Source organism: Vibrio sp. R15-SG3-ISO1A, from assembly GCF_059833955.1.
This window is the reverse complement of sequence record NZ_JCBDGH010000057.1, coordinates 109,049-128,256: the sequence shown is the minus strand read 5'-3', so window position 1 is coordinate 128,256 and position 19,208 is coordinate 109,049. Positions and strand designations below refer to the sequence as shown.

18 protein-coding genes are annotated in these 19,208 nt (G+C 49.8%); 9 read left to right on the top strand and 9 right to left on the bottom strand.

Annotated features, from left to right (window positions below; translation table 11 throughout):
• Positions 1-3: 3 nt before the first annotated feature.
• Complete coding sequence (locus AC6R0L_RS08615) at positions 4-273, top strand: DUF2897 family protein (RefSeq protein ID WP_500628865.1); 270 nt, start codon at positions 4-6, stop codon at positions 271-273.
• 104 nt (positions 274-377) lie between these two features.
• Here AC6R0L_RS08615 and AC6R0L_RS08610 read toward each other — a convergent pair whose 3' ends face one another.
• Both AC6R0L_RS08610 and syd read right to left on the bottom strand, forming a co-directional pair.
• Positions 378-1,154, bottom strand: coding sequence for a Zn-ribbon-containing protein (locus tag AC6R0L_RS08610; protein ID WP_500628864.1), 777 nt, complete (start codon positions 1,152-1,154; stop codon positions 378-380).
• A complete protein-coding gene (gene syd / locus AC6R0L_RS08605; RefSeq protein ID WP_487902619.1) occupies positions 1,141-1,704 on the bottom strand; it encodes a SecY-interacting protein in 564 nt (187 codons plus the stop codon). The genes AC6R0L_RS08610 and syd overlap by 14 nt, the downstream gene beginning before the upstream one ends.
• Before the next feature lie 82 nt (positions 1,705-1,786).
• Between syd and queF the strand changes: the two genes are divergently transcribed.
• The 5 genes from queF (at position 1,787) to xni (ending at position 9,004) form a co-directional block, all read left to right on the top strand.
• Positions 1,787-2,632: an NADPH-dependent 7-cyano-7-deazaguanine reductase QueF gene (gene queF / locus AC6R0L_RS08600; RefSeq protein WP_500628863.1), complete on the top strand. Its 846-nt coding sequence runs from the start codon at positions 1,787-1,789 to the stop codon at positions 2,630-2,632.
• A gap of 42 nt (positions 2,633-2,674) precedes the next feature.
• The gene (locus tag AC6R0L_RS08595; RefSeq protein ID WP_487902617.1) at positions 2,675-4,945 is read left to right on the top strand and encodes a tetratricopeptide repeat protein; all 2,271 of its coding nucleotides are present in this window, start codon (positions 2,675-2,677) and stop codon (positions 4,943-4,945) included.
• 111 nt (positions 4,946-5,056) lie between these two features.
• A complete protein-coding gene (locus AC6R0L_RS08590) occupies positions 5,057-6,622 on the top strand; it encodes a diguanylate cyclase (RefSeq protein WP_334555224.1) in 1,566 nt (521 codons plus the stop codon).
• Between the two features lie 170 nt (positions 6,623-6,792).
• On the top strand, positions 6,793-8,154 hold the full coding sequence (gene ppnN, locus AC6R0L_RS08585) for a nucleotide 5'-monophosphate nucleosidase PpnN (RefSeq protein ID WP_334555223.1): 1,362 nt from the start codon (positions 6,793-6,795) through the stop codon (positions 8,152-8,154).
• A gap of 70 nt (positions 8,155-8,224) precedes the next feature.
• Positions 8,225-9,004, top strand: coding sequence for a flap endonuclease Xni (gene xni / locus AC6R0L_RS08580; RefSeq protein ID WP_334555222.1), 780 nt, complete (start codon positions 8,225-8,227; stop codon positions 9,002-9,004).
• Positions 9,005-9,054: 50 nt separating this feature from the next.
• Here the strand turns inward: xni and rlmM are convergent, their stop codons facing one another.
• The 7 genes from rlmM to pomA all read right to left on the bottom strand — a co-directional run bounded on the left by rlmM (position 9,055) and on the right by pomA (position 15,858).
• Positions 9,055-10,146: a 23S rRNA (cytidine(2498)-2'-O)-methyltransferase RlmM gene (gene rlmM, locus AC6R0L_RS08575; RefSeq protein ID WP_500625976.1), complete on the bottom strand. Its 1,092-nt coding sequence runs from the start codon at positions 10,144-10,146 to the stop codon at positions 9,055-9,057.
• Entirely contained in the window at positions 10,143-10,541 is a 399-nt protein-coding gene (locus tag AC6R0L_RS08570) for a DUF423 domain-containing protein (protein ID WP_500628862.1), read from the bottom strand. Before AC6R0L_RS08570 ends, rlmM begins: the two co-directional genes overlap by 4 nt.
• The gene (locus tag AC6R0L_RS08565; RefSeq protein ID WP_500625974.1) at positions 10,531-11,154 is read right to left on the bottom strand and encodes an alpha/beta fold hydrolase; all 624 of its coding nucleotides are present in this window, start codon (positions 11,152-11,154) and stop codon (positions 10,531-10,533) included. Before AC6R0L_RS08565 ends, AC6R0L_RS08570 begins: the two co-directional genes overlap by 11 nt.
• Entirely contained in the window at positions 11,147-12,055 is a 909-nt protein-coding gene (locus AC6R0L_RS08560; RefSeq protein ID WP_500628861.1) for a transcriptional regulator GcvA, read from the bottom strand. Before AC6R0L_RS08560 ends, AC6R0L_RS08565 begins: the two co-directional genes overlap by 8 nt.
• A gap of 411 nt (positions 12,056-12,466) precedes the next feature.
• On the bottom strand, positions 12,467-13,915 hold the full coding sequence (thiI, locus tag AC6R0L_RS08555) for a tRNA uracil 4-sulfurtransferase ThiI (RefSeq protein ID WP_500628860.1): 1,449 nt from the start codon (positions 13,913-13,915) through the stop codon (positions 12,467-12,469).
• A 221-nt stretch (positions 13,916-14,136) separates the two neighbouring features.
• A complete protein-coding gene (locus AC6R0L_RS08550) occupies positions 14,137-15,084 on the bottom strand; it encodes a flagellar motor protein MotB (RefSeq protein WP_500628859.1) in 948 nt (315 codons plus the stop codon).
• Between the two features lie 9 nt (positions 15,085-15,093).
• A complete protein-coding gene (gene pomA, locus AC6R0L_RS08545; RefSeq protein WP_334555215.1) occupies positions 15,094-15,858 on the bottom strand; it encodes a flagellar motor protein PomA in 765 nt (254 codons plus the stop codon).
• 216 nt (positions 15,859-16,074) lie between these two features.
• Between pomA and xseB the strand changes: the two genes are divergently transcribed.
• The 3 genes from xseB to dxs are packed head-to-tail and all read left to right on the top strand — an operon-like array spanning position 16,075 to position 19,126.
• Complete coding sequence (gene xseB, locus AC6R0L_RS08540; RefSeq protein ID WP_500628858.1) at positions 16,075-16,317, top strand: exodeoxyribonuclease VII small subunit; 243 nt, start codon at positions 16,075-16,077, stop codon at positions 16,315-16,317.
• A 20-nt stretch (positions 16,318-16,337) separates the two neighbouring features.
• Positions 16,338-17,222, top strand: coding sequence for a (2E,6E)-farnesyl diphosphate synthase (gene ispA, locus AC6R0L_RS08535; protein ID WP_500628857.1), 885 nt, complete (start codon positions 16,338-16,340; stop codon positions 17,220-17,222).
• Between the two features lie 20 nt (positions 17,223-17,242).
• Entirely contained in the window at positions 17,243-19,126 is a 1,884-nt protein-coding gene (gene dxs / locus AC6R0L_RS08530) for a 1-deoxy-D-xylulose-5-phosphate synthase (protein ID WP_487902607.1), read from the top strand.
• The last annotated feature ends 82 nt before the right edge of the window (positions 19,127-19,208 follow it).

Sequence of the window (19,208 nt, the reverse complement as noted above, 5' to 3'; positions counted from 1 at the left end):
GCAATGGAACTGTTCACTAACCCTTGGTTTATCATCATTCTGGTCGTCTGTTTTATGGTCGGCAACATCGCGGCACTGCGCTATGTCTCCTACTTGAAACTCAAACCGACTAGCAAAACGCAGCAAACAGACGCAGAGCAAGAGCGCCGCAACGATGAAGCGCTACTCAAAGAGCTACTCGAAGAAAGCGAGAAAAGCACGCCAGAGGTCAGCGACCCAATGACCAATAATAGTGCCAGTAGCAGCACCACTCACCCGCAGAACAAAGACTAAGTTGCCTCCCTAATTCTGAACATCTCCAATTCAGATCATCTCCTATTCAGAGCATTACGCGGAGCCACCTCCGCGTATCAGCCAACTCGGTTTAGCCCGGCGATCTATTTGATATGATCCCACGACATGTTTGAGACCAATCGGCACTCGTCGCATTTAAAATGAAACACGTCATGAAGCGGCTCGTCTAAGCGCCAGTCGCCACCACACTTGGGGCATAACCTAGCCTGCTCGGTCGTGAGGCTCTCGCCTCCGACGCGATACTGATAGTAGTATGTGGGAATTTGCGTGATGTACTCAATCCGGCCGCGCAAATCCCAGCCACGTTTGAATAACACGCTGTCCACGTCACCAATCTCATGCAAGGCCGCATGCTCGGCGCGGCACGCACCGGCCATTTGCAGCTCATCGCACGCTTGCCATTCCGTCTGCCATTTGATCACCGCTTTATGATCGCCATTGAGTGTTGGGCCATTGCGATATAAAGGGATAGGCAGCAAGGTATCGCCACTACGAAGCGGCGAGCAAGTATGCACATACGTGGTGTAGAGCACCTGCCAGCTTGGTGTACTGTCATCGGCGGCCTCTTCCGAGTTCATATCTCGGCCCAACAGACGCATTTTGGGGGCCAGCAGCGCCGCCTCAGCTAGGCGCTTGAGACACACTTTGACAAAGTCGGAGTGGTGTCTTGGGTGTAAGCTCTCTTTCTCAGGGCAGACGACACGGACAAAAAACTCGCCATCACCCATCACGATAGGGAACTCTCTGCCGAGCACCTGACCGTTGTAACGTAGCGCATCCATCAAACCGTTAATGGCTTTGTCGACCGCACTGATGGTGGTGTTATCAAAGCACTCAAACTGTAACTCAACCACGTACATCGCTTGATACCACCGGCTCTAACTGGGAAAGAAATTCATCAATACTTGGCGCGAGGACGTCTCGCTTTGCCGTGCCGAGGCGCTCAAGAATCACGTTCCCCGTCAAATTGCAGATCGAGACCACATCGAGCTCCGCCTCTGTCGCTCCGATAAACACCGTAGGTTTGAGTTTTAAACGACGCTGGGTAACCAAATGCCCCAGAATGTTCTCTTGCAGGCGCTCAAAGTCGTCATCACTCCACACTTGCAAGAGCGTCAAGTCATTGCCTTGCCAGGTCACGTCCATATCGGCGCTGTATTGAGTGCCGTAAAAGATTTTGATGTCATCGTGAAGGGTCAGCTCAATCGCTTGTTCAACGTTGGAAAAATCCGCTTGACGCTCTCTCGGCTGAGCTTGCCACCAGACTGTGTCCTCATCCTTGTGTACAACACAGGGTGAGACCAAGTCCGCCAACTCTGCGCTTTTCGGCAAATGACCTTGACGGTCAAGGTAGGCTTGGCGGTAGCGGTCACTCAACGAGAGTAACGCCTCAGCTGCGATATCTTGCATTCAAATCTCCAACATCAATGTTCGCTTTTAGGGGCGGGATTGCGTAAAATTCTCGCCATTCTAATGGAAAATGAACAAAAGTATGAGCAAATATTCTGATGCCAAAGAGCTGGCTGGCCTAACCCTTGGACAACAAACCGACTACGCCAACCAGTACGACCCAAGCTTGCTTCAACCGGTCCCGCGCAGCCTCAACCGCGACGATCTTCAGCTGGGTGACACCTTGCCATTTATGGGCTGCGATCTTTGGACTTTGTATGAGCTCTCATGGCTAAACAGTAAAGGGCTGCCTCAAGTTGCGATTGGTGACGTCGCCATCCCTGCTACTAGCGCCAACTTGATTGAGTCGAAGTCGTTCAAGCTTTACCTTAACAGCCTTAACCAATCCCGCTTCGACAGTTGGGATGAGGTCGAACGCACGTTGACCCGCGATCTCTCGGCCTGCGCAGGTGAAACCGTGTCCGTCACCCTGCACAGCGTTGAGGACTATACCGACAGCGTGATTGTGACTATGAATGGCGACTGTATCGATCACCAAGACATCGAAATTACCCACTACGACTTTGATGCGAACCTGCTGGAAAATGCCACGCTAGCGGAAGACGTGGAAGAGAGCCTCCACAGCCATCTATTGAAATCGAACTGCTTGATCACCAATCAACCTGATTGGGGCAGCGTCGAGATTCAGTACCAGGGCAAGCAAATCGATCGCGAAGCGCTGCTGCGTTACCTTGTCTCTTTCCGTGAGCACAATGAGTTTCACGAGCAGTGTGTGGAACGAATCTTTACCGACATCATGACCTACTGCCAACCAGAGAAGCTCACGGTTTATGCCCGTTACACGCGCCGTGGTGGTCTTGATATCAACCCATATCGCTCAAATCAATACCCAGAACCGTTGCACAACCAACGCATGGCGCGCCAATAACATTCGTTCCTCTTAATTTGGTCAACAAGGATAGCTACCACCATGATTTCACTTCGCTGGCGCTCGATTGTCTTTGCGTTTGTTTTGCTGATTTCTCGCCCGTTATGGGCCAACACGATCTATTCATCCGCCGTGTTGAACGAGGCCAGCGGCGTGGTGGATGTCGTGCCAGCGCAAGCTCGTCAGTTGGTGCAAAATTTCTTAGAGCAGCGTGATTTAATTGGTCAGACGGAGCAAAGCCCGAACGCTTTATCGCGTGACGATTCTGAGAGCCGCACTCGCTCTCCAGGCAGCACCATTGACGCTCTGCGTATTCTGTCAAAAGCCGAATACAATCTGCACAACCCACGAAACGCGCTCCTGCACCTTGAACAAGCGGAAGAATTAGCGGCGAAATACCAGCTCCCCTATCTGCTGCTTGACGTGCGTATTGATGAAATTCAACTGCGTTGGCAAATCAGCGCTGATGGCGCCGCCGCCCGTGAAGGGCTCGAGCTGGTCGAGCAAGAAATCAGTCAAATCGCCAATCCACAGCAATTTGCGCGCGGATTGCAATACCGCACTGCCATGTTGCGCGCTGCGATAGCGTCACAGGAAGGGCAATTGGATCTCGCCAATCAACTCTACCTGCAAAGTAAAGAGTATGTGGACAACTCCAATTCTGACCGCACGTTTATCCGCTTTCACACCACCTATGGCCAGCACTTACTCGCGCATAAACAGTACAACCAAGCGCTCTCCGAGCTTCTTGCCAGTTATTGGAAAGCGATTGAAGTAGACTCAGGGCAACAATTGGCAGAGGTCAACCAAGTGCTGGGACAACTCTTTTTTGAGCGCCGAGTGCTGGATAAAGCGGCGGACCACCTCTCCCAAGCAGCGGATTTTTATGACAACTTTGACTCATCCCCTCGATTAGCCCCCTTGCTCAAACGTATGGGCGATATCTACTACCAGCAAGGGAAATATAACTTGGCGTTAGTGCACTACTTCAACGCCATGGACCATGAGAAGATGCGCACCAATATCGAAAGTGTCATCGACATTCGTCTCTCGCTCGCGACCACTTACCTAAATTTGGTCAACTACCCACTGGCAGAGCAATATTTAGAGCGCGCGCAAGATCTGTTGCAGTACACAGATACCCCACGTCTAAAGGCACACGCTCTGTTGCTTGAAGCCGGTTTGGCTCGCCATCAAAAGCTCGCAAAAGTGGTGTTGGATCGCGCCTTCAAAGCGCTCGCTATCGGTGAATCGCTTAATGACATCACCATCCGTAAACACGCGTTCCAACTGCTCTACTACGGCTATGAACTGAGTGGGGAATACAAAGAAGCGTTGGAGTTTCTTAAACAATTTAACTCCCTATCCATTATTGAGCAGCAGCAACTCGACATCATCAGCGAAGATGCGTTTCGCCAGCAAAAAGAGTTCGTTGAGCAATCGCTTCATCTAGCGGGCCAAAAAGAAGAGCTGATTGAAACCCACGCCGAGTACCTCAAATTTCAGAAAATCACCGTGACGCTGTTTGTGGTGTGCGCTCTGCTGTTTATCTTCTTAATACGTCGAGGGCATGTCATCAATGTTCAACGTGAGGAGTTGGATCTGCTCAACGAGCTGATCTACACCCATTCACGTTCTGGCTTGAAAAACCTACGTATGTTGAACGCGAAACTACCGGCGTCATTGGAAGAGAGCAGCCACAAATTTGAGAAATGGCATGTTGGCGAGCTGATTCATGAGCCACTCAATGACCGCCTGCGCTTCGTAATGATTGATGTCCCCTTCCTGCGTAACATGTATTTGCAACACGGCTACGCAGAGGGGTTAAAACTGGAAAAAGCCTTTGGTGATTATCTGCACAGCCGTATTGAATCTCCAGCGCGTATATATCACTTTTCCGATGCCAACCTCCTCTACATTGAGCCAGCCAGCGAAGAGAACCGAGATCCTGAGCGACTGTTTGAACGCATTCAGCAGTGGATCTGTGAGTTTGAACCTCAACGCTCGCTTAACCGCATCGTACGAATTGGCATGGCGGATTACCCCTTCCTACCAAGGGCTTATACGGCCGTGAATGATAAAGAGTTGATTGATGTGTTGTTGATGTCCACCAGCACGGCGCGTACCTTAAGTATGAAAGAACACAGTAGTCAGTGGGTTTACCTCAAGGCGATTGAGAATGCCCCGGCGGCGAGCCTTGCAACTGGTAACATACGTAAAGCGTGTAAACATTCCATTAATCAAGGGTTAATAAAGGTCCATTCATCGTTCAAGAATGAGGACAGTATCAAAAAACTATTAAAAGATGAGTAAAACCTGGGCAAACGACGTCGGTATGTCGTGACGGGCGGATTTATTTTGATATTATCGTTAGATTCGTTATTAAGGTTAGGGTTTTCCTATCCGTCTTAAGTTTAGATTTTCATGGGCGTTCTTGAGCAAGATCTTCAGTCACAGCTGTACAATCTGAAATCTCAATTGGAACAAGTCCGATTGAATCACAGAGATACCTCGTTCAAGTTTCAACGAGAACAAAAGGTATTGAAGCGAATCGTCGCGTCCCTAAGTAGCGCCTATACTTATGAGAACCCTAGGCTTCAAGATGGCTTGATAGAACTGCGTCGAGCCTTAGAACAGCAGCAAGATGTCACTACCATGATACCGAAGCTCGCCGTTCTTGAACGCCTGCTTAAACAGCAGAGCATAGCGATGGACAAACAGAGCGACAATTTAGACTCGAAAATCAAAGCGAGCGGTGAAACCCTGCTACGCTTGACGGGTTTGCCTGCCAAAATTAAGCGTGATCTACGCGATTTACTCAGTTATTCCAACGGCATTGAGCGGCCAAAAGCAGAACAAGCTTTGACTCTACTTGGCCTCTACGAACGCTCCATCAAAATCATTACTTCCAACCCTGACACTTCCATCAATCAAATTGCCAACAGCTCGGATCGCGAACTGCTTTTGCGCCTTTCGGATGAGCTGCAACACCTCATCACTGAATTGGATTTTGAAGGTGAGTCAGGGGATCTCTTAGCGGATATCCGTGCCAAACTGCTGATTGGTGTCTCTTCACATGTACTGCTTGAGCTCACCTTACAAACGCTCAAGCTGGTCATCGAAGGCACCAAGTATGAACGTAAAACCTCTGAGCAGTTTTTAGAGCAAGTGAACGCTTCGTTGGCGACGACACTCAAAAGTAGCGCGCAAAATACGCAGCAGTCAGAAAGCTACTTTGAGCAGCGCAAAGAGATGAACATCGAGCTCTCCGAGTTACTGGGCAGCACTCAATCTAAGGTCAACAACGCGCAGTCGCTCGATGATCTCAAGCAAGATCTCAATCCACTGTTGAGTCAGCTCAATGCATTAACCGAACGGTTACACTTAGCGGAGCAGCGTGAGCAAGCCCTCATCGAGCGGATGGAATATGGCAATAATCAGTTGGAAGCGCTGTTCGAAGTGACACAAGATTACCGTCGTCGACTTGAAGATCAAGCGCAGCGCATGTTGCTTGACCCACTGACCAAGGTCTACAACCGCACCGCCTTTAACGATCGTTTAGAGCTTGAATATCGCCGCTGGATTCGCGCGCAACATAATCTTCGCGTGGTGATGTTTGATATTGATGGTTTTAAAGTCATCAATGACAGCTTTGGGTATTCTGCGGGCGACAAAGCACTCAAGATCATTGCACGCACCATTAAGAGCCAGTTGAATAGCACTGATACGGTCGCCCGTTTCTCAGGCGAAGAGTTCATCATTTTACTGCCTGAATCCGATGACAACGCCAGCTTTAAGCTCATCCAAACTGTTCAGTCTCAGGTCTCGAAGCTGCCATTCAAATTCCGCGACCAAAACCTCTCCATCACCTTGTCGGCAGCCAGTACCTCCTTCAAAGAGTCCGATACCCCAGAAGAAGTGCTCGAACGCCTAAACCTTTCACTGAAAGAAGCGAAATCCGTCGGCAAAAGCCAACTGGTTTGGAAATAACCCTCCCTTCATTTCTCAGCTTGATATAAACATATCAAATACTTAGCCTTTATTATCTGTTAAAGCATGCTAAGCTAGTAGTAACTCAGTTATTCACTCCCTCTCCATTTTCCACTGAGCACTAACAATAATAAATCACCGCATGAAACAATTCTGGTTAAGGAGACTTCATGATCACACATATCAGCCCAGCCGGTAGTATGGACTTACTGTCTCAACTTGAAGTTGAGCGCCTTAAAAAAACGGCCTCGAGTGATCTCTACCAACTGTATCGCAACTGCACGCTGGCGGTGCTTAACTCCGGCAGCCACACGGACAACTCAAAAGAGCTACTCGACAAATACAAATCCTTTGATGTCAATGTTTTACGCCGTGAGCGAGGCATCAAACTCGAACTCATCAATGCACCAGAGCACGCCTTTGTTGACGGGGAAATCATCAAAGGTATTCAGGAGCATCTCTTCTCTGTGCTGCGCGACATTGTCTATGTCAACATGCACTTAGCGGACAATCAACGTCTAAACCTGACCAATGCCAGCCACATTACCAACTTGGTGTTTGGCATTTTGCGTAACGCCGGAGCCCTAATCCCTGGGCTTGAGCCTAACTTAGTCGTCTGTTGGGGCGGCCATTCTATCAATGCGACGGAGTACCAGTACACGCGCGAAGTGGGTAATGAGCTGGGTCTGCGTGAAATGAACATCTGTACCGGCTGTGGTCCTGGTGCGATGGAAGGCCCAATGAAGGGGGCTGCGATCGGTCATGCCAAACAGCGCTACTACGAGCAGCGTTATCTTGGCCTCACTGAGCCATCGATCATTGCTGCTGAGCCGCCAAACCCGATCGTCAATGAACTGGTCATCATGCCGGACATTGAAAAGCGCCTCGAAGCCTTTGTGCGTATGGCGCACGGCATTGTGATTTTCCCCGGCGGCGCGGGCACAGCGGAAGAGCTGCTTTACGTGTTAGGCATTATGATGCACCCAGAAAACGCCGATCAGCCGCTGCCCATCGTACTGACCGGGCCAAAAGAGAGTGAAGAGTACTTCCGCTCCATTGACCAGTTTATCGGTGCCACGCTAGGTAAAGCTGCACAACAACACTACGAAATCGTGATTGATGATCCCGCGCGTGTGGCGCAAATCATGAAACATGGAATGAGTGAAGTGCGTGCTCATCGTAAAGAAACCGGCGATGCATACAGCTACAACTGGTCACTTAAAATTGAGCCTGAGTTCCAACTGCCCTTTGAACCGACCCACGACAACATGGCAAGTTTGGATTTGCACCTCAATCAACGACCTGAAAACCTCGCCGCTTCTCTGCGTCAAGCGTTCTCGGGTATTGTGGCGGGTAATGTTAAGGCAGAAGGTATTCGTGAGATTGAACGCCACGGCCCGTTCGAACTCGATGGCGATAGTGAGCTGATGAAAAAGATGGACAGACTATTAAAAGACTTTGTCAGCCAAGACCGGATGAAACTGCCCGGAGGCAGTGCCTACGAACCGTGCTATCGGATTAAGACCGCCTAGCAATCTATCACTCAATCATTACAATAAGGGCCTTAGAGCCCTTATTTTATGCCGTTTTGGTAACGCTGTTATGTCTATACACCTTGTGATCATCGATGCCCTCAATTTGATTCGCCGAGTCCACTCAGCGCAGCCTGATGCGTCAGACATCGCACGTACCGCTCAAACCACCTCGCGCACTTTAAGTCGCATCATCAACGAAAGCCAACCCACCCACATCATTGCGGTGTTTGATCATCACCTGCAAGAGCGAGGCTGGCGCGCCGAACTGTTACCTGAATACAAACAAAACCGCAAACCGATGCCCGAACCACTGCAAGAGGGCCTAGAGAGCATTCAAGAAGCATGGTGGCAATTGGGGGTGGATTCGCTGTTATCTGAAGGGGATGAAGCGGACGATTTGGTCGCTACACTGGCGATGAAGGTCGCGAGTCACGGAGAAAAAGTGACCATCATTTCCACCGATAAAGGCTATTGCCAATTGCTCTCTCCCACCTTGCAAATTCGCGACTATTTTCAGCATCGTTGGTTGGATGCGCCATTTATCGAACAAGAATTTGGTGTCAAACCCGAGCAATTGGCCGACTACTGGGGATTGGCTGGCATTAGCTCAAGCCAAGTGACTGGGGTTCCGGGCATTGGCCCGAAAGCCGCCAAAGAGATCCTGACCCAATTTGCCAACATCGATGAGGCCTACGCCAGCGAGAGTTTAGCGCCCAAATATCGTAAAAAATTGGACGAGCATATTGAGCAAGCCAAACTGTGCCGCCAAGTTGCCGCGCTGAAAACCGATATCGAGCTTGGATTCAACTTACAAGATTTGCGCTATTCACCGCCCGAACAAGGATAAAAAAACAGCCCTGACGATGCAGGGCTGTAACTTGACCTTTATCGGTTAGCTTAGTGCGGCGAGATGTTCGATAAACACTGGACGTGCACGGTGATCTCTTCTCGATCATGATACAAGTGCTTCGCTTGCAGCTTGAATTTTACCTTGTTTTCAATCAAGAAAATCTTCAAGTTTTCAATATCTTCCAACACTTCATCGTAACGCCCTTTCATCGGCAGCTTTAAATTGAAGATCGCCTCTTTCGCCCAGCCACTGATGATCCATTCACCCATCAATTGCGCCACGCGTGACGGTTTTTCAATCATGTCACACACGAGCCAAGTGACGTTCTTACGTGCGGGTTCGAACTTAAAACCATCTTCTTGATGGTGTTTCACCTGCCCCGTTTCCATCAAGCTGTCCGCCATCATACCGTTATCAACCGCATGGACAAACATCGAACGCTTGACCAGTTGATAGGTCCAACCGCCCGGACACGCTCCTAAGTCCACACCCCACATGCCAGAGGCAAGACGCTCGTCCCACTCTTCTCTTGGGATAAAGACATGAAACGCTTCTTCAAGCTTCAACGTCGAACGACTAGGCGCATCAGCAGGGAACTTAAGACGCGGGATGCCCATAAAGAATTGGGAGTTGTTGCTAGGTAACGAGTAGCCAACAAAACAGTGCCCTGGCGCCACAAAGCAGAGGTGCAAGACTGGCTTCTTCGGGCTCTCTCTATCAAAAAGAATGCCTTTGCCGCGCATCGCTTGGCGCATCGGTACGGTAAATTTTCGGCAGAACTTGAGTAGCTCTTTGGCCTCATTGGTGTCTGGCGTCTCAATTCGGATATCGCCGCAACGAGGAAAATCTTCGACCTCAGCCATAGATTGTAAAATCGGCGTGATGCGATCTTCACGAGGCAGTTCGTCAATCTCTACCGCCACCGCAAACATCTGACGGGCAAAAATGAGCGACTTAAAGTCGAGCTCTTTGACCAACTTCTCGGCATCGCCCTCTTGATAGCATTCAAACAGCACGTATCCCGAATTCTTTTTCAGGCGAGGGAAACCATACACTTCCAACTGGGTGGCGCGATCTTGAATTTCTCCGGCACACTCTTTCTCAAACCCAGAACGGCAATAGAGCATTAACTGTTTCACTGATTCACCTCGTTACTTTGCAGTGCGGCGACAACAAACAGCGCCCAACCAATCAGAAACATCACTCCACCGAACGGAGTGATCGGGCCAAACCATTTGATGCCCGTGATCGCGAGTGCGTATAAGCTGCCGCTAAAACAAAAGATGCCGATGATAAAGCAAATTGCCGCACGTGCGAAATTTTTTTCTCCGGCGGAAAATGACGTCAACCGAAGGAAAAGCGCGCAGAGCATGATCGCGATAGCGTGGAGGAACTGATAATGGACGCCGGTTTGGAACACCTCCAGCAGATAAGGCGGCAGCATGGCTTTTAAACCATGAGCAGCAAAGGCGCCTAACGCGACGCCAAGACCGGCAAACGAGCCCCCCAAGGCAAGTAAGTGGTTACTTTTCACTGTAGACTCCTTGAATAAACTCGGCCAACTTCTCGACCGCTAAGGCGATATTCCTTTGCTCAGTATGCCCAGAGCGTTTGCGAGGTTTAAAGCTATGATCGCCATCTGGAATGAACACAAGCTCGGTACATGACGACAAAGAGAAATTCACGCACTCATCTTTTGAGCCGAACGCATCACGCTCACCTTGCAAAATCAAGGTGGGTTTGTGGATAGTGCTTAGGTGGTCGCCCTTAAAGTTCTCTGGCTTGCCCGGCGGATGAAAAGGAAACCCCAAACATGCCACCGCGCGCACCTTATCGTCATCAGCCAATAAACTCGCCATGCGTCCTCCCATCGACTTACCGCCGATCACCACAGGGGAAGCGGCATGTTGCTCAAGTACCTGTTGATAGGCTTCCAGTAACTTGGGCGCTCTGTCTGGCGGGCGGCGCTTGCCATCTTGTTCGCACTTTTCCATATAGGGAAAATTAAAACGAATCACTTGAATACCGTGACTCGCGAGCCCCTTGGCGACGGCATCCATGAACGCATGATCCATTCCCGCCCCCGCGCCATGAGCAAAAATAAACACAGGATCATGGCTGTGGCCGTCAATACGTCGATTATTCATCCAGCAATACCTCTTGTTCTTTGTGCGCCTTGGCCAGCATCCAATCACGGAAAGTGGCAATACGACCCATATCCGCCTGCTTCTCATGGCAGACCACATAAAAGGCGTTCTTGGAGACCAATACCTCATCGAATGGGGCAATTAAGCGTCCTGCCTCCAACTCTGGCTGGGCAAGCACGTTGTTACCCAAGGCGACCCCTTGGCCGTGAGCAGCCGCCTGCAGCACCATGGTTGAGTGGCTAAAGATGGGGCCATGGTTGACGTTGACGCCTTCAATGTCATGCTCTTTCGCAAACTGCTTCCAATCTTTGCGCGAGGTATCGTGAAGCAGAGTATGCTGCTTGAGGTCACTTAATGTTTCTAATGGTTTGTTACCTAAAAGTAACGACGGGGAACAAAGTGGGATTAAAAATTCTTGGTAAAGTTTGTCTGCTCGAAGCCCGGGCCAATTACCGCGCCCGTAGTAAATAGCCACATCGACATCATCGGTCAGAGACCCCTCATCCATATCAACGGCTTTAATACGCACGTCGATATCTGGCTCTTGCTGGTTAAAGTCCGCCAGTCTTGGAACAAGCCATTGGATCGCAAAGCTCGGCGGTAAGCTGATAGTTAGGGCACCTTTCTCACTTTTTTCCAGAACTTTATCTGTCGCTTCGGCCAGTGAAGAGAAGATATCTTTGATATCAAGGAAATAACTTTGACCTTCCTCGGTGAGCAGTAACGAGCGATTTCGGCGACGAAACAGTTTCAAGCCGAGAAACTCTTCCAGCGCTTTAATCTGGTGGCTCACTGCCGCTTGAGTCACAAACAACTCTTCGGCAGCACGGGTAAAGCTCAAATGACGTGCGGCGGCCTCGAACACTTTTAATGAGTTCAAAGGGGGCAATCTTCTGGACATTAGGGTCGCCTCTATATGGATTAGTTTTTTTAATCTGAAACATTATAAATTGTCCATTGCCTGACGACTAGAGAAATTCTATATTTCTCACCGCACCAAGAGCCTGAACGGCTTGATATTTCGGTATCAATTGGCTTCTTGTTGCGATGTTGTGTTTGCAAACTCGAATTTCGAGTTCGGTAGTATTCTACCCGCTTTGATAACTATCAAAGCGCATACTTCCTGTATTTATTTTGACCTGTCTGTCAAATTTTTTAGCACCGCCTTATGGCGGTGTTTTTTTATGCCCTGTATTCGTGTTCTTCAGACAATAACGGCTTAACGCTTCCTTATCTGCTCACTTACCCAGTCAAACGAAAACGCGCAGCGTGAGACAACTCAGGCTGCGCGTTTATAGGGGTTAAAAAACCACTATGGGCGATAGACTTTGATGTTACTAAAGCCTTGCTCTTGCAGGTATAGCGCTTGTAAGCGACTCATCACCCCACGCTCACAGTAAAGCAGATACGTGTGAGACTGATCGAGATCGCCAAATTGCGTGGCTAGCTTGTAGAACGGGATGTGCTTAACCTCGACACCCTCTATTTCTAATGGCTTATCGTCTTCCTCTTCTGGACTACGAATATCCAAAACCACTGCGTGCTCTTCCACCGCTTGAACTTGCTCAACTTCAGGCGCCGCTTGCTCTGTCTCTTTCGCAATATCTCGGATATCCATTTGACGCGCTTCGCGCACCACTTGCTCAAGAATATCAAAGTTGAAGTTGGCCTCTTCCGCTTCTAGCTTGCCTTTCACCGCTTTGACGGTTGGCTTTTTAGAGATCACCCCACAATATTCTGGCATGGTCTTAGCGAAATCTTCGGTGCCGATGTTACGCGCTAGGTTGATGATGTCTTCTTTGTCCCAGTTGATCAGCGGACGAAGAATCAAGGTATCGGTCACGCCGTCAATATGACGCAGGTTGGTTAAGGTTTGGCTTGATACTTGGCCAAGCGCCTCACCTGTGACCAAGGCCTGAATACCAAACTTCTCAGCAATCATACCGGCTGCGCGCATAAACATACGCTTTAGCACCACGCCCATTTGACCATCGTCGATCTTTTCCAAGATCTCTGCGACCACAGGTTCAAAATCGACCGAAATAAAGCGCACTTTGGCCGACGATCCGTATTTATTCCACAAGTAGTAAGAGACTTGTTTAACGCCGATTTCATGCGCCGGACCGCCCAAATTAAAGAAGCAGTAATGCACTTTTGAGCCACGCTTGATGTGCAGGTAGCTAGAAACACCTGAGTCAAAACCACCTGAAATCAGACTCAGCACATCTTCTTGCGTCCCTAGTGGGAAGCCGCCCAAGCCTTTGTGGCGTGCGATGACTTGGTTAAGTTTGTCGCCTGCGACTTCAACCTTGACTGTCACATCTGGGTTTTGCAGCTTAACGCTGGCACTTTCCACCGCTTGGTTAAGGCCACCACCGACATAGCGTTCCAGCTCGATAGAGCTGAAATCATGCTTGCCACGACGCTTTGCGCGCACCACGAACGTCTTACCTTCAATGTTGGGGCGATTAAGTTCTAGCACTTGCTCGTAGATGTCGTGCAAGTCTTTAAACTCTGACTGCTTAACCTCTAAGACATGATGAATGCCCGGCGTGTGCGTCAACACTTCGATGGTTTCGTTGTAGTACTTATCAGACTCGGAGGTCACTTCGATGTGATCACGACGGTTAAATACCGCTACAGACTCCGTTCGGCTTTTGATAATGTTGCGAATATTACACTCTAGAATCTTGGTGAAGCGCTTGCGCACCGATTCACTTTTTACGAAGATTTCTGGATGGGGCTTAACGATAAATTTCATAGTTCACTTCACAAGTTCTGTTTCGCACATAAATAGAGGTTAGCCTTAACGCGTTGCGCTGGCTAAGGGCGCAGGATTATACACGAATGAGTGCGCATAAAAAAGACGAGCCATCGCTCGCCTTTTGACCATTCTCGATGACGCTAAGTTTCCGCCTCTCGAATCGCGCTTTTATCCTAACTGTTTTTGCCCTGACTACTTTTGCTTACTTTTGCTTTAGCTTAGTTGTCCAGTACAGGCACTTCATCGCTGAGCAGGGCTTCCCCTTGCAAAATGCTGATTTCAACTCGGCGATTGCGTGAGCGCTGCGCTTCGGTGTCATTGGGTCCGAGCGGCTGAGTATCCGCCATACCACGCACTTCTAAACGGCTATGGTCAAACCCTCTCACACGCTCCATTTCCTGTGCTACTGATACCGCACGCTGAGCGGAGAGATCCCAGTTCGAGCGGTAGAGCTCCGAATCCAACCTTTGGTTGTCCGTATGGCCAGAGACGCGCACCACACCAGGAATGTCTTTAACAAGATCCGCTATCTGGCGCACTAAAGGACGGAACTTAGGCTGCAAGAAGGCAGAACCTTCAGGGAAGGCACCTTTTTCACGAATTCGGATATCGATTTGTTGGCCAAGATTTTCTAACTCAATCGCCCCTTGCTCAATTTCACGTTCTAGCGCTTTCTTGATGCTTTCCATCAAGGTTTCAAGCTCTTGCGACTTCTCTGCCGATTGCTGTTGTTCGTTGTCTGATTCAGAGTTCTGGTTGTCTTGCGTTGACGTGTCGGGTGATTTACCGCCAGTCAGCTTACCTTTGTCACGTTGGGTTCCCCCGGCGCGATCGGACTCGCCTTCATGAAACTCCAGCGTTTGCTGAGTGATGTCGATGGTTTGCTGCATGATGACGTCAATCGGCGTTGGTTCAGGTCGACCTGGTCTGAACTCTTGAGCAATGATACTGGTCCCCTTCGGGATGTCTTTCACTTCCAAGCGGTTTTGCACACCAAACGCAAACTTCATTGATCCCGCAATCTGTTTGAACTTCAGTACGTCCATTTCAGAGAATGACAACAGCAGTACGAAGAAACACATGAGCAGCGACATCAAGTCGGCAAACGTCCCCATCCACAAGGGCAGACCAGGTGGCGGACATTTGCAATCGTTCTCGTCGTCCATCTTTATTCCTTACTCGTTATCGACGTCAAGGGCACGCTTACCTTCATTGAGGTAATTTTTCAGATAGCTGTCGATAACACGAGGGTTTTGACCGTCTTGAATAGCCAGTACGCCATCCATGATCAAGCGACGGTTTAACTTCTCTTGCTCTCGGCGCAGGGAAAGTTTGTCGGCAATTGGGAAGAACACCATGTTAGACAAGATCGCACCGTACAACGTTGTCAACAACGCCACCGCCATAGCAGGACCGATTGCTTTAGGATCGTCCATGTTCGACAGCATCGCCACCAGACCGACCAAGGTACCAATCATGCCCATCGCCGGCGCTACGTCACCAAAGGCGCGAAATACGCTGGTACCGAATTCATGTCGTTCGTCCGTCAAGGAGATGTCTTTTTGTAACGCGGCGCGCACGACATCAGCGTCATGACCGTCGACCAATAAGTCGATGCCCTTTTGCATGAAACTGTTGGTGATTTCCATCTCTTCGAGTGCAAGGAAGCCACCTTTACGAGCAGCGTCAGCCATTTCAACCACTTTAGCGATGAGATCTTCTGGCTCGTCTACCTTGAACATGAAGGCTTTACCAGCAATCTTCGCCGCGCCAAAGAATTGCCCCATGGTAAACTTCATCAGTACAACAAAGGTCGAACCGCCGACCACGATCAATATCGATGTGACATCGATAAACATCATGATGCTTCCGCCAAGTATCATTGCCATGATGACGAAGGCAAATCCGCCAAGCAATCCCAAAAGCGTTGCTAAATCCACAAAGCACTCCTCATGCTAACTCCAAGCTTCTACCAAATTATATCGGCAACATGTTCAGATCTTTAGTTTTTTATAAGTTTCGCGTCACAACATCCATCTTTGCTTGACCGGAGCCACCGCGCAAGCTCGATTTTTCTGACAAATTTACTCGGTTAAATTTGACCATCATTGGCGGCTAAGGTAACTTTCGTCCATCTTTACAAATGTAGAAAAGTTATGGCGAGCAAGAAACCCGAAAATATGACATTCGAGGCAACAATTGAAGAACTGGATACAATTGTTGCAAATTTAGAGAATGGCGATTTATCGCTCGACGACGCATTAAAGAAATTCGAACGCGGCATCACTCTTGCTCGTGCTGGTCAAGCTAAATTGAGCGATGCAGAACAACGTGTCAGCCTGCTACTTCGTAATGACGATGACGCGCCGCTCGTTGATTTTGATACCCAGCCTGAATAACGGTTTTAGAAGATTCTCCTATGATTGAGGCCTTAACCTCTCTTCAACAGCGCAATAACGCTCAGCTGCAAGCTTGGCTCGATCGCTACCCACACCAGCATCTTCCGCTACTGGAGGCCATGCGCTATGGCTTACTGCTCGGTGGAAAACGCGCGCGACCTTTTTTAGTGTACATCACCGGCCAGATGCTCGGATGTGAGTTGGAATCATTGGACACGCCCGCAGCGGCGGTGGAATGCATCCACGCTTATTCCTTGATTCATGACGACCTACCCGCGATGGATGACGATGAGCTTCGCCGTGGCCAACCGACTTGCCACATTAAGTTCGACGAAGCGACCGCTGTGCTCACGGGAGACGCATTGCAAACGCTCGCCTTTACCATTTTGGCGCAAGGCCCATTGCACCCTGAGGCCGAAAGTCTGCGTATAAAGATGGTACAGGAGTTAGCGAATGCCTCGGGCGCTAGTGGTATGTGTTTAGGTCAAGCGTTGGATTTAGCAGCGGAAAACCGCGCTGTGTCTCTTGAGGAGCTCGAAACCATCCATCGGAATAAGACGGGGGCACTGATGAAGTCTGCAATTCGTCTTGGCGCCCTCGCCGCCGGTGAACGAGGGGTCGAGGTACTGCCACATCTTGATCGTTACGCCGATGCCATTGGGCTGGCGTTTCAAGTCCAAGATGACATTTTGGACATCATCAGTGATACGCAAACGCTCGGCAAACCGCAAGGCTCAGACCAAGCGCTCAACAAAAGTACCTATCCCGCTTTGCTAGGATTAGAGGGAGCCATCAACAAAGCTCACACTCTGTTTAATGAGGCGCTTCAAGCATTGGAAGCGATCCCCTACAATACAGAATTACTGGAAGAGTTCGCCCGATATGTCATCGAGCGCAAGAACTAACACTATAAGCGCGCATAACTATGACTCTTGATATTTCAAAGTATCCGACACTTGCACTGGCTGACACGCCGCAGGAGCTACGCTCGCTGCCGAAAGATGTGCTGCCAGCGTTGTGTGACGAGCTACGCACCTACTTACTCAACTCGGTGAGCCAATCGAGTGGTCACCTTGCCTCCGGTCTTGGTACGGTGGAACTCACGGTCGCTTTACACTATGTCTACAATACGCCATTTGACAAGTTGATTTGGGACGTCGGTCATCAAGCTTACCCACACAAGATTCTAACGGGTCGCCGTGAGCAAATGCCGACTATTCGTCAAAAAGACGGTCTGCACCCCTTTCCTTGGCGTGAAGAGAGTGAGTATGACACCCTCTCTGTCGGACACTCATCCACATCGATCAGTGCCGCGCTCGGCATGGCGATCAGCGCTGGGCGTGAAGGGAAAGATCGTAAAGTCGTTAGTGTGATTGGTGATGGTGCCATCACCGCAGGTATGGCGTTTGAAGCGATGAACCACGCCGGTGACGTTCACCCTGACATGCTGGTGATCCTCAACGACAATGAAATGTCCATTTCAGAAAACGTTGGTGCACTTAACAACCATCTTGCGCAAGTGCTGTCTGGCAGCTTGTACACCTCGATTCGTGAGGGGGGCAAAAAAGTCCTCTCTGGCGTGCCGCCGATTAAAGAACTGGTTCGTCGTACCGAAGAGCATCTAAAAGGCATGGTGGTACCAGGGACTCTGTTTGAAGAGCTGGGCTTTAACTACATTGGTCCTGTTGACGGCCATGACGTTAATGAACTAGTGAAAACGCTGAAAAACATGCGTGAACTCAGTGGGCCGCAGTTTTTGCATATCATGACCAAAAAAGGCAAAGGTTATGAACCCGCAGAAAAAGATCCCATCGGTTATCACGGTGTGCCTAAATTTGATCCAAGCCACAGCTCGCTGCCAAAAAGCAGCGGCGGTAAGCCGACATTCTCAAAAATCTTCGGTGACTTCCTGTGTGACATGGCGGCCATCGACCCGAAATTGATGGCCATCACGCCAGCCATGCGCGAAGGCTCTGGTATGGTGCGCTTCTCTAAAGAGTTCCCCAAACAGTATTTCGACGTTGCGATCGCAGAGCAACACGCTGTGACCTTAGCAACGGGCATGGCGATTGCGGGCAATCACCCTATCGTCGCGATCTACTCGACCTTCTTGCAGCGCGGTTACGATCAACTGATTCATGACGTCGCGATCATGGATTTGCCCGTCATGTTTGCCATCGATCGCGCTGGTCTGGTGGGCGCTGACGGTCAGACCCACCAAGGGGCGTTTGACTTAAGCTTTATGCGTTGCATTCCGAATATGGTCATCATGGCGCCGAGTGATGAGAATGAATGCCGACAAATGCTTTACACCGGCCATCAGCATCAAGGTCCTAGTGCCGTTCGTTATCCGAGAGGCAGCGGCATGGGCGTTGAGATTGAAACCGAGTTCACGGCACTGGAGATCGGTAAAGGGCGAGTCGTTCGTCAATCTCGCCACTCTCAAGAGGGCCCGAGTGTCGCTATCTTGAGTTTTGGTACCTTCCTTGCGAACGCACTCGAGGCGGCTGAGGGCCTAGATGCCACAGTTGCTGACATGCGCTTTGTTAAACCGCTTGATGAAGCTCTGATTCGTGAACTGGCAGCGCAACACGATGTGCTGGTTACCATTGAAGAAAACGCGATTGCAGGCGGCGCAGGTGCAGGCGTGATTGAGTTCATGATGAAGAATAAGCTACTCAAACCTGTGCTTAACCTGGGTTTACCGGATGAGTTTATTGCTCAAGGTACACAAGAAGAGTTGCATCAAGAGCTTGGCCTAGATGCAAAGGGCATAGAGCGCGCGATTCGCGATTATCTTGCTTGCTAAGCGCGTACTTTACCATTTCACGCACTTGCCCTAACAATTCAAGTCATAAAAGAGCGCAGACCCAGTCTGCGCTCTTTGCGTT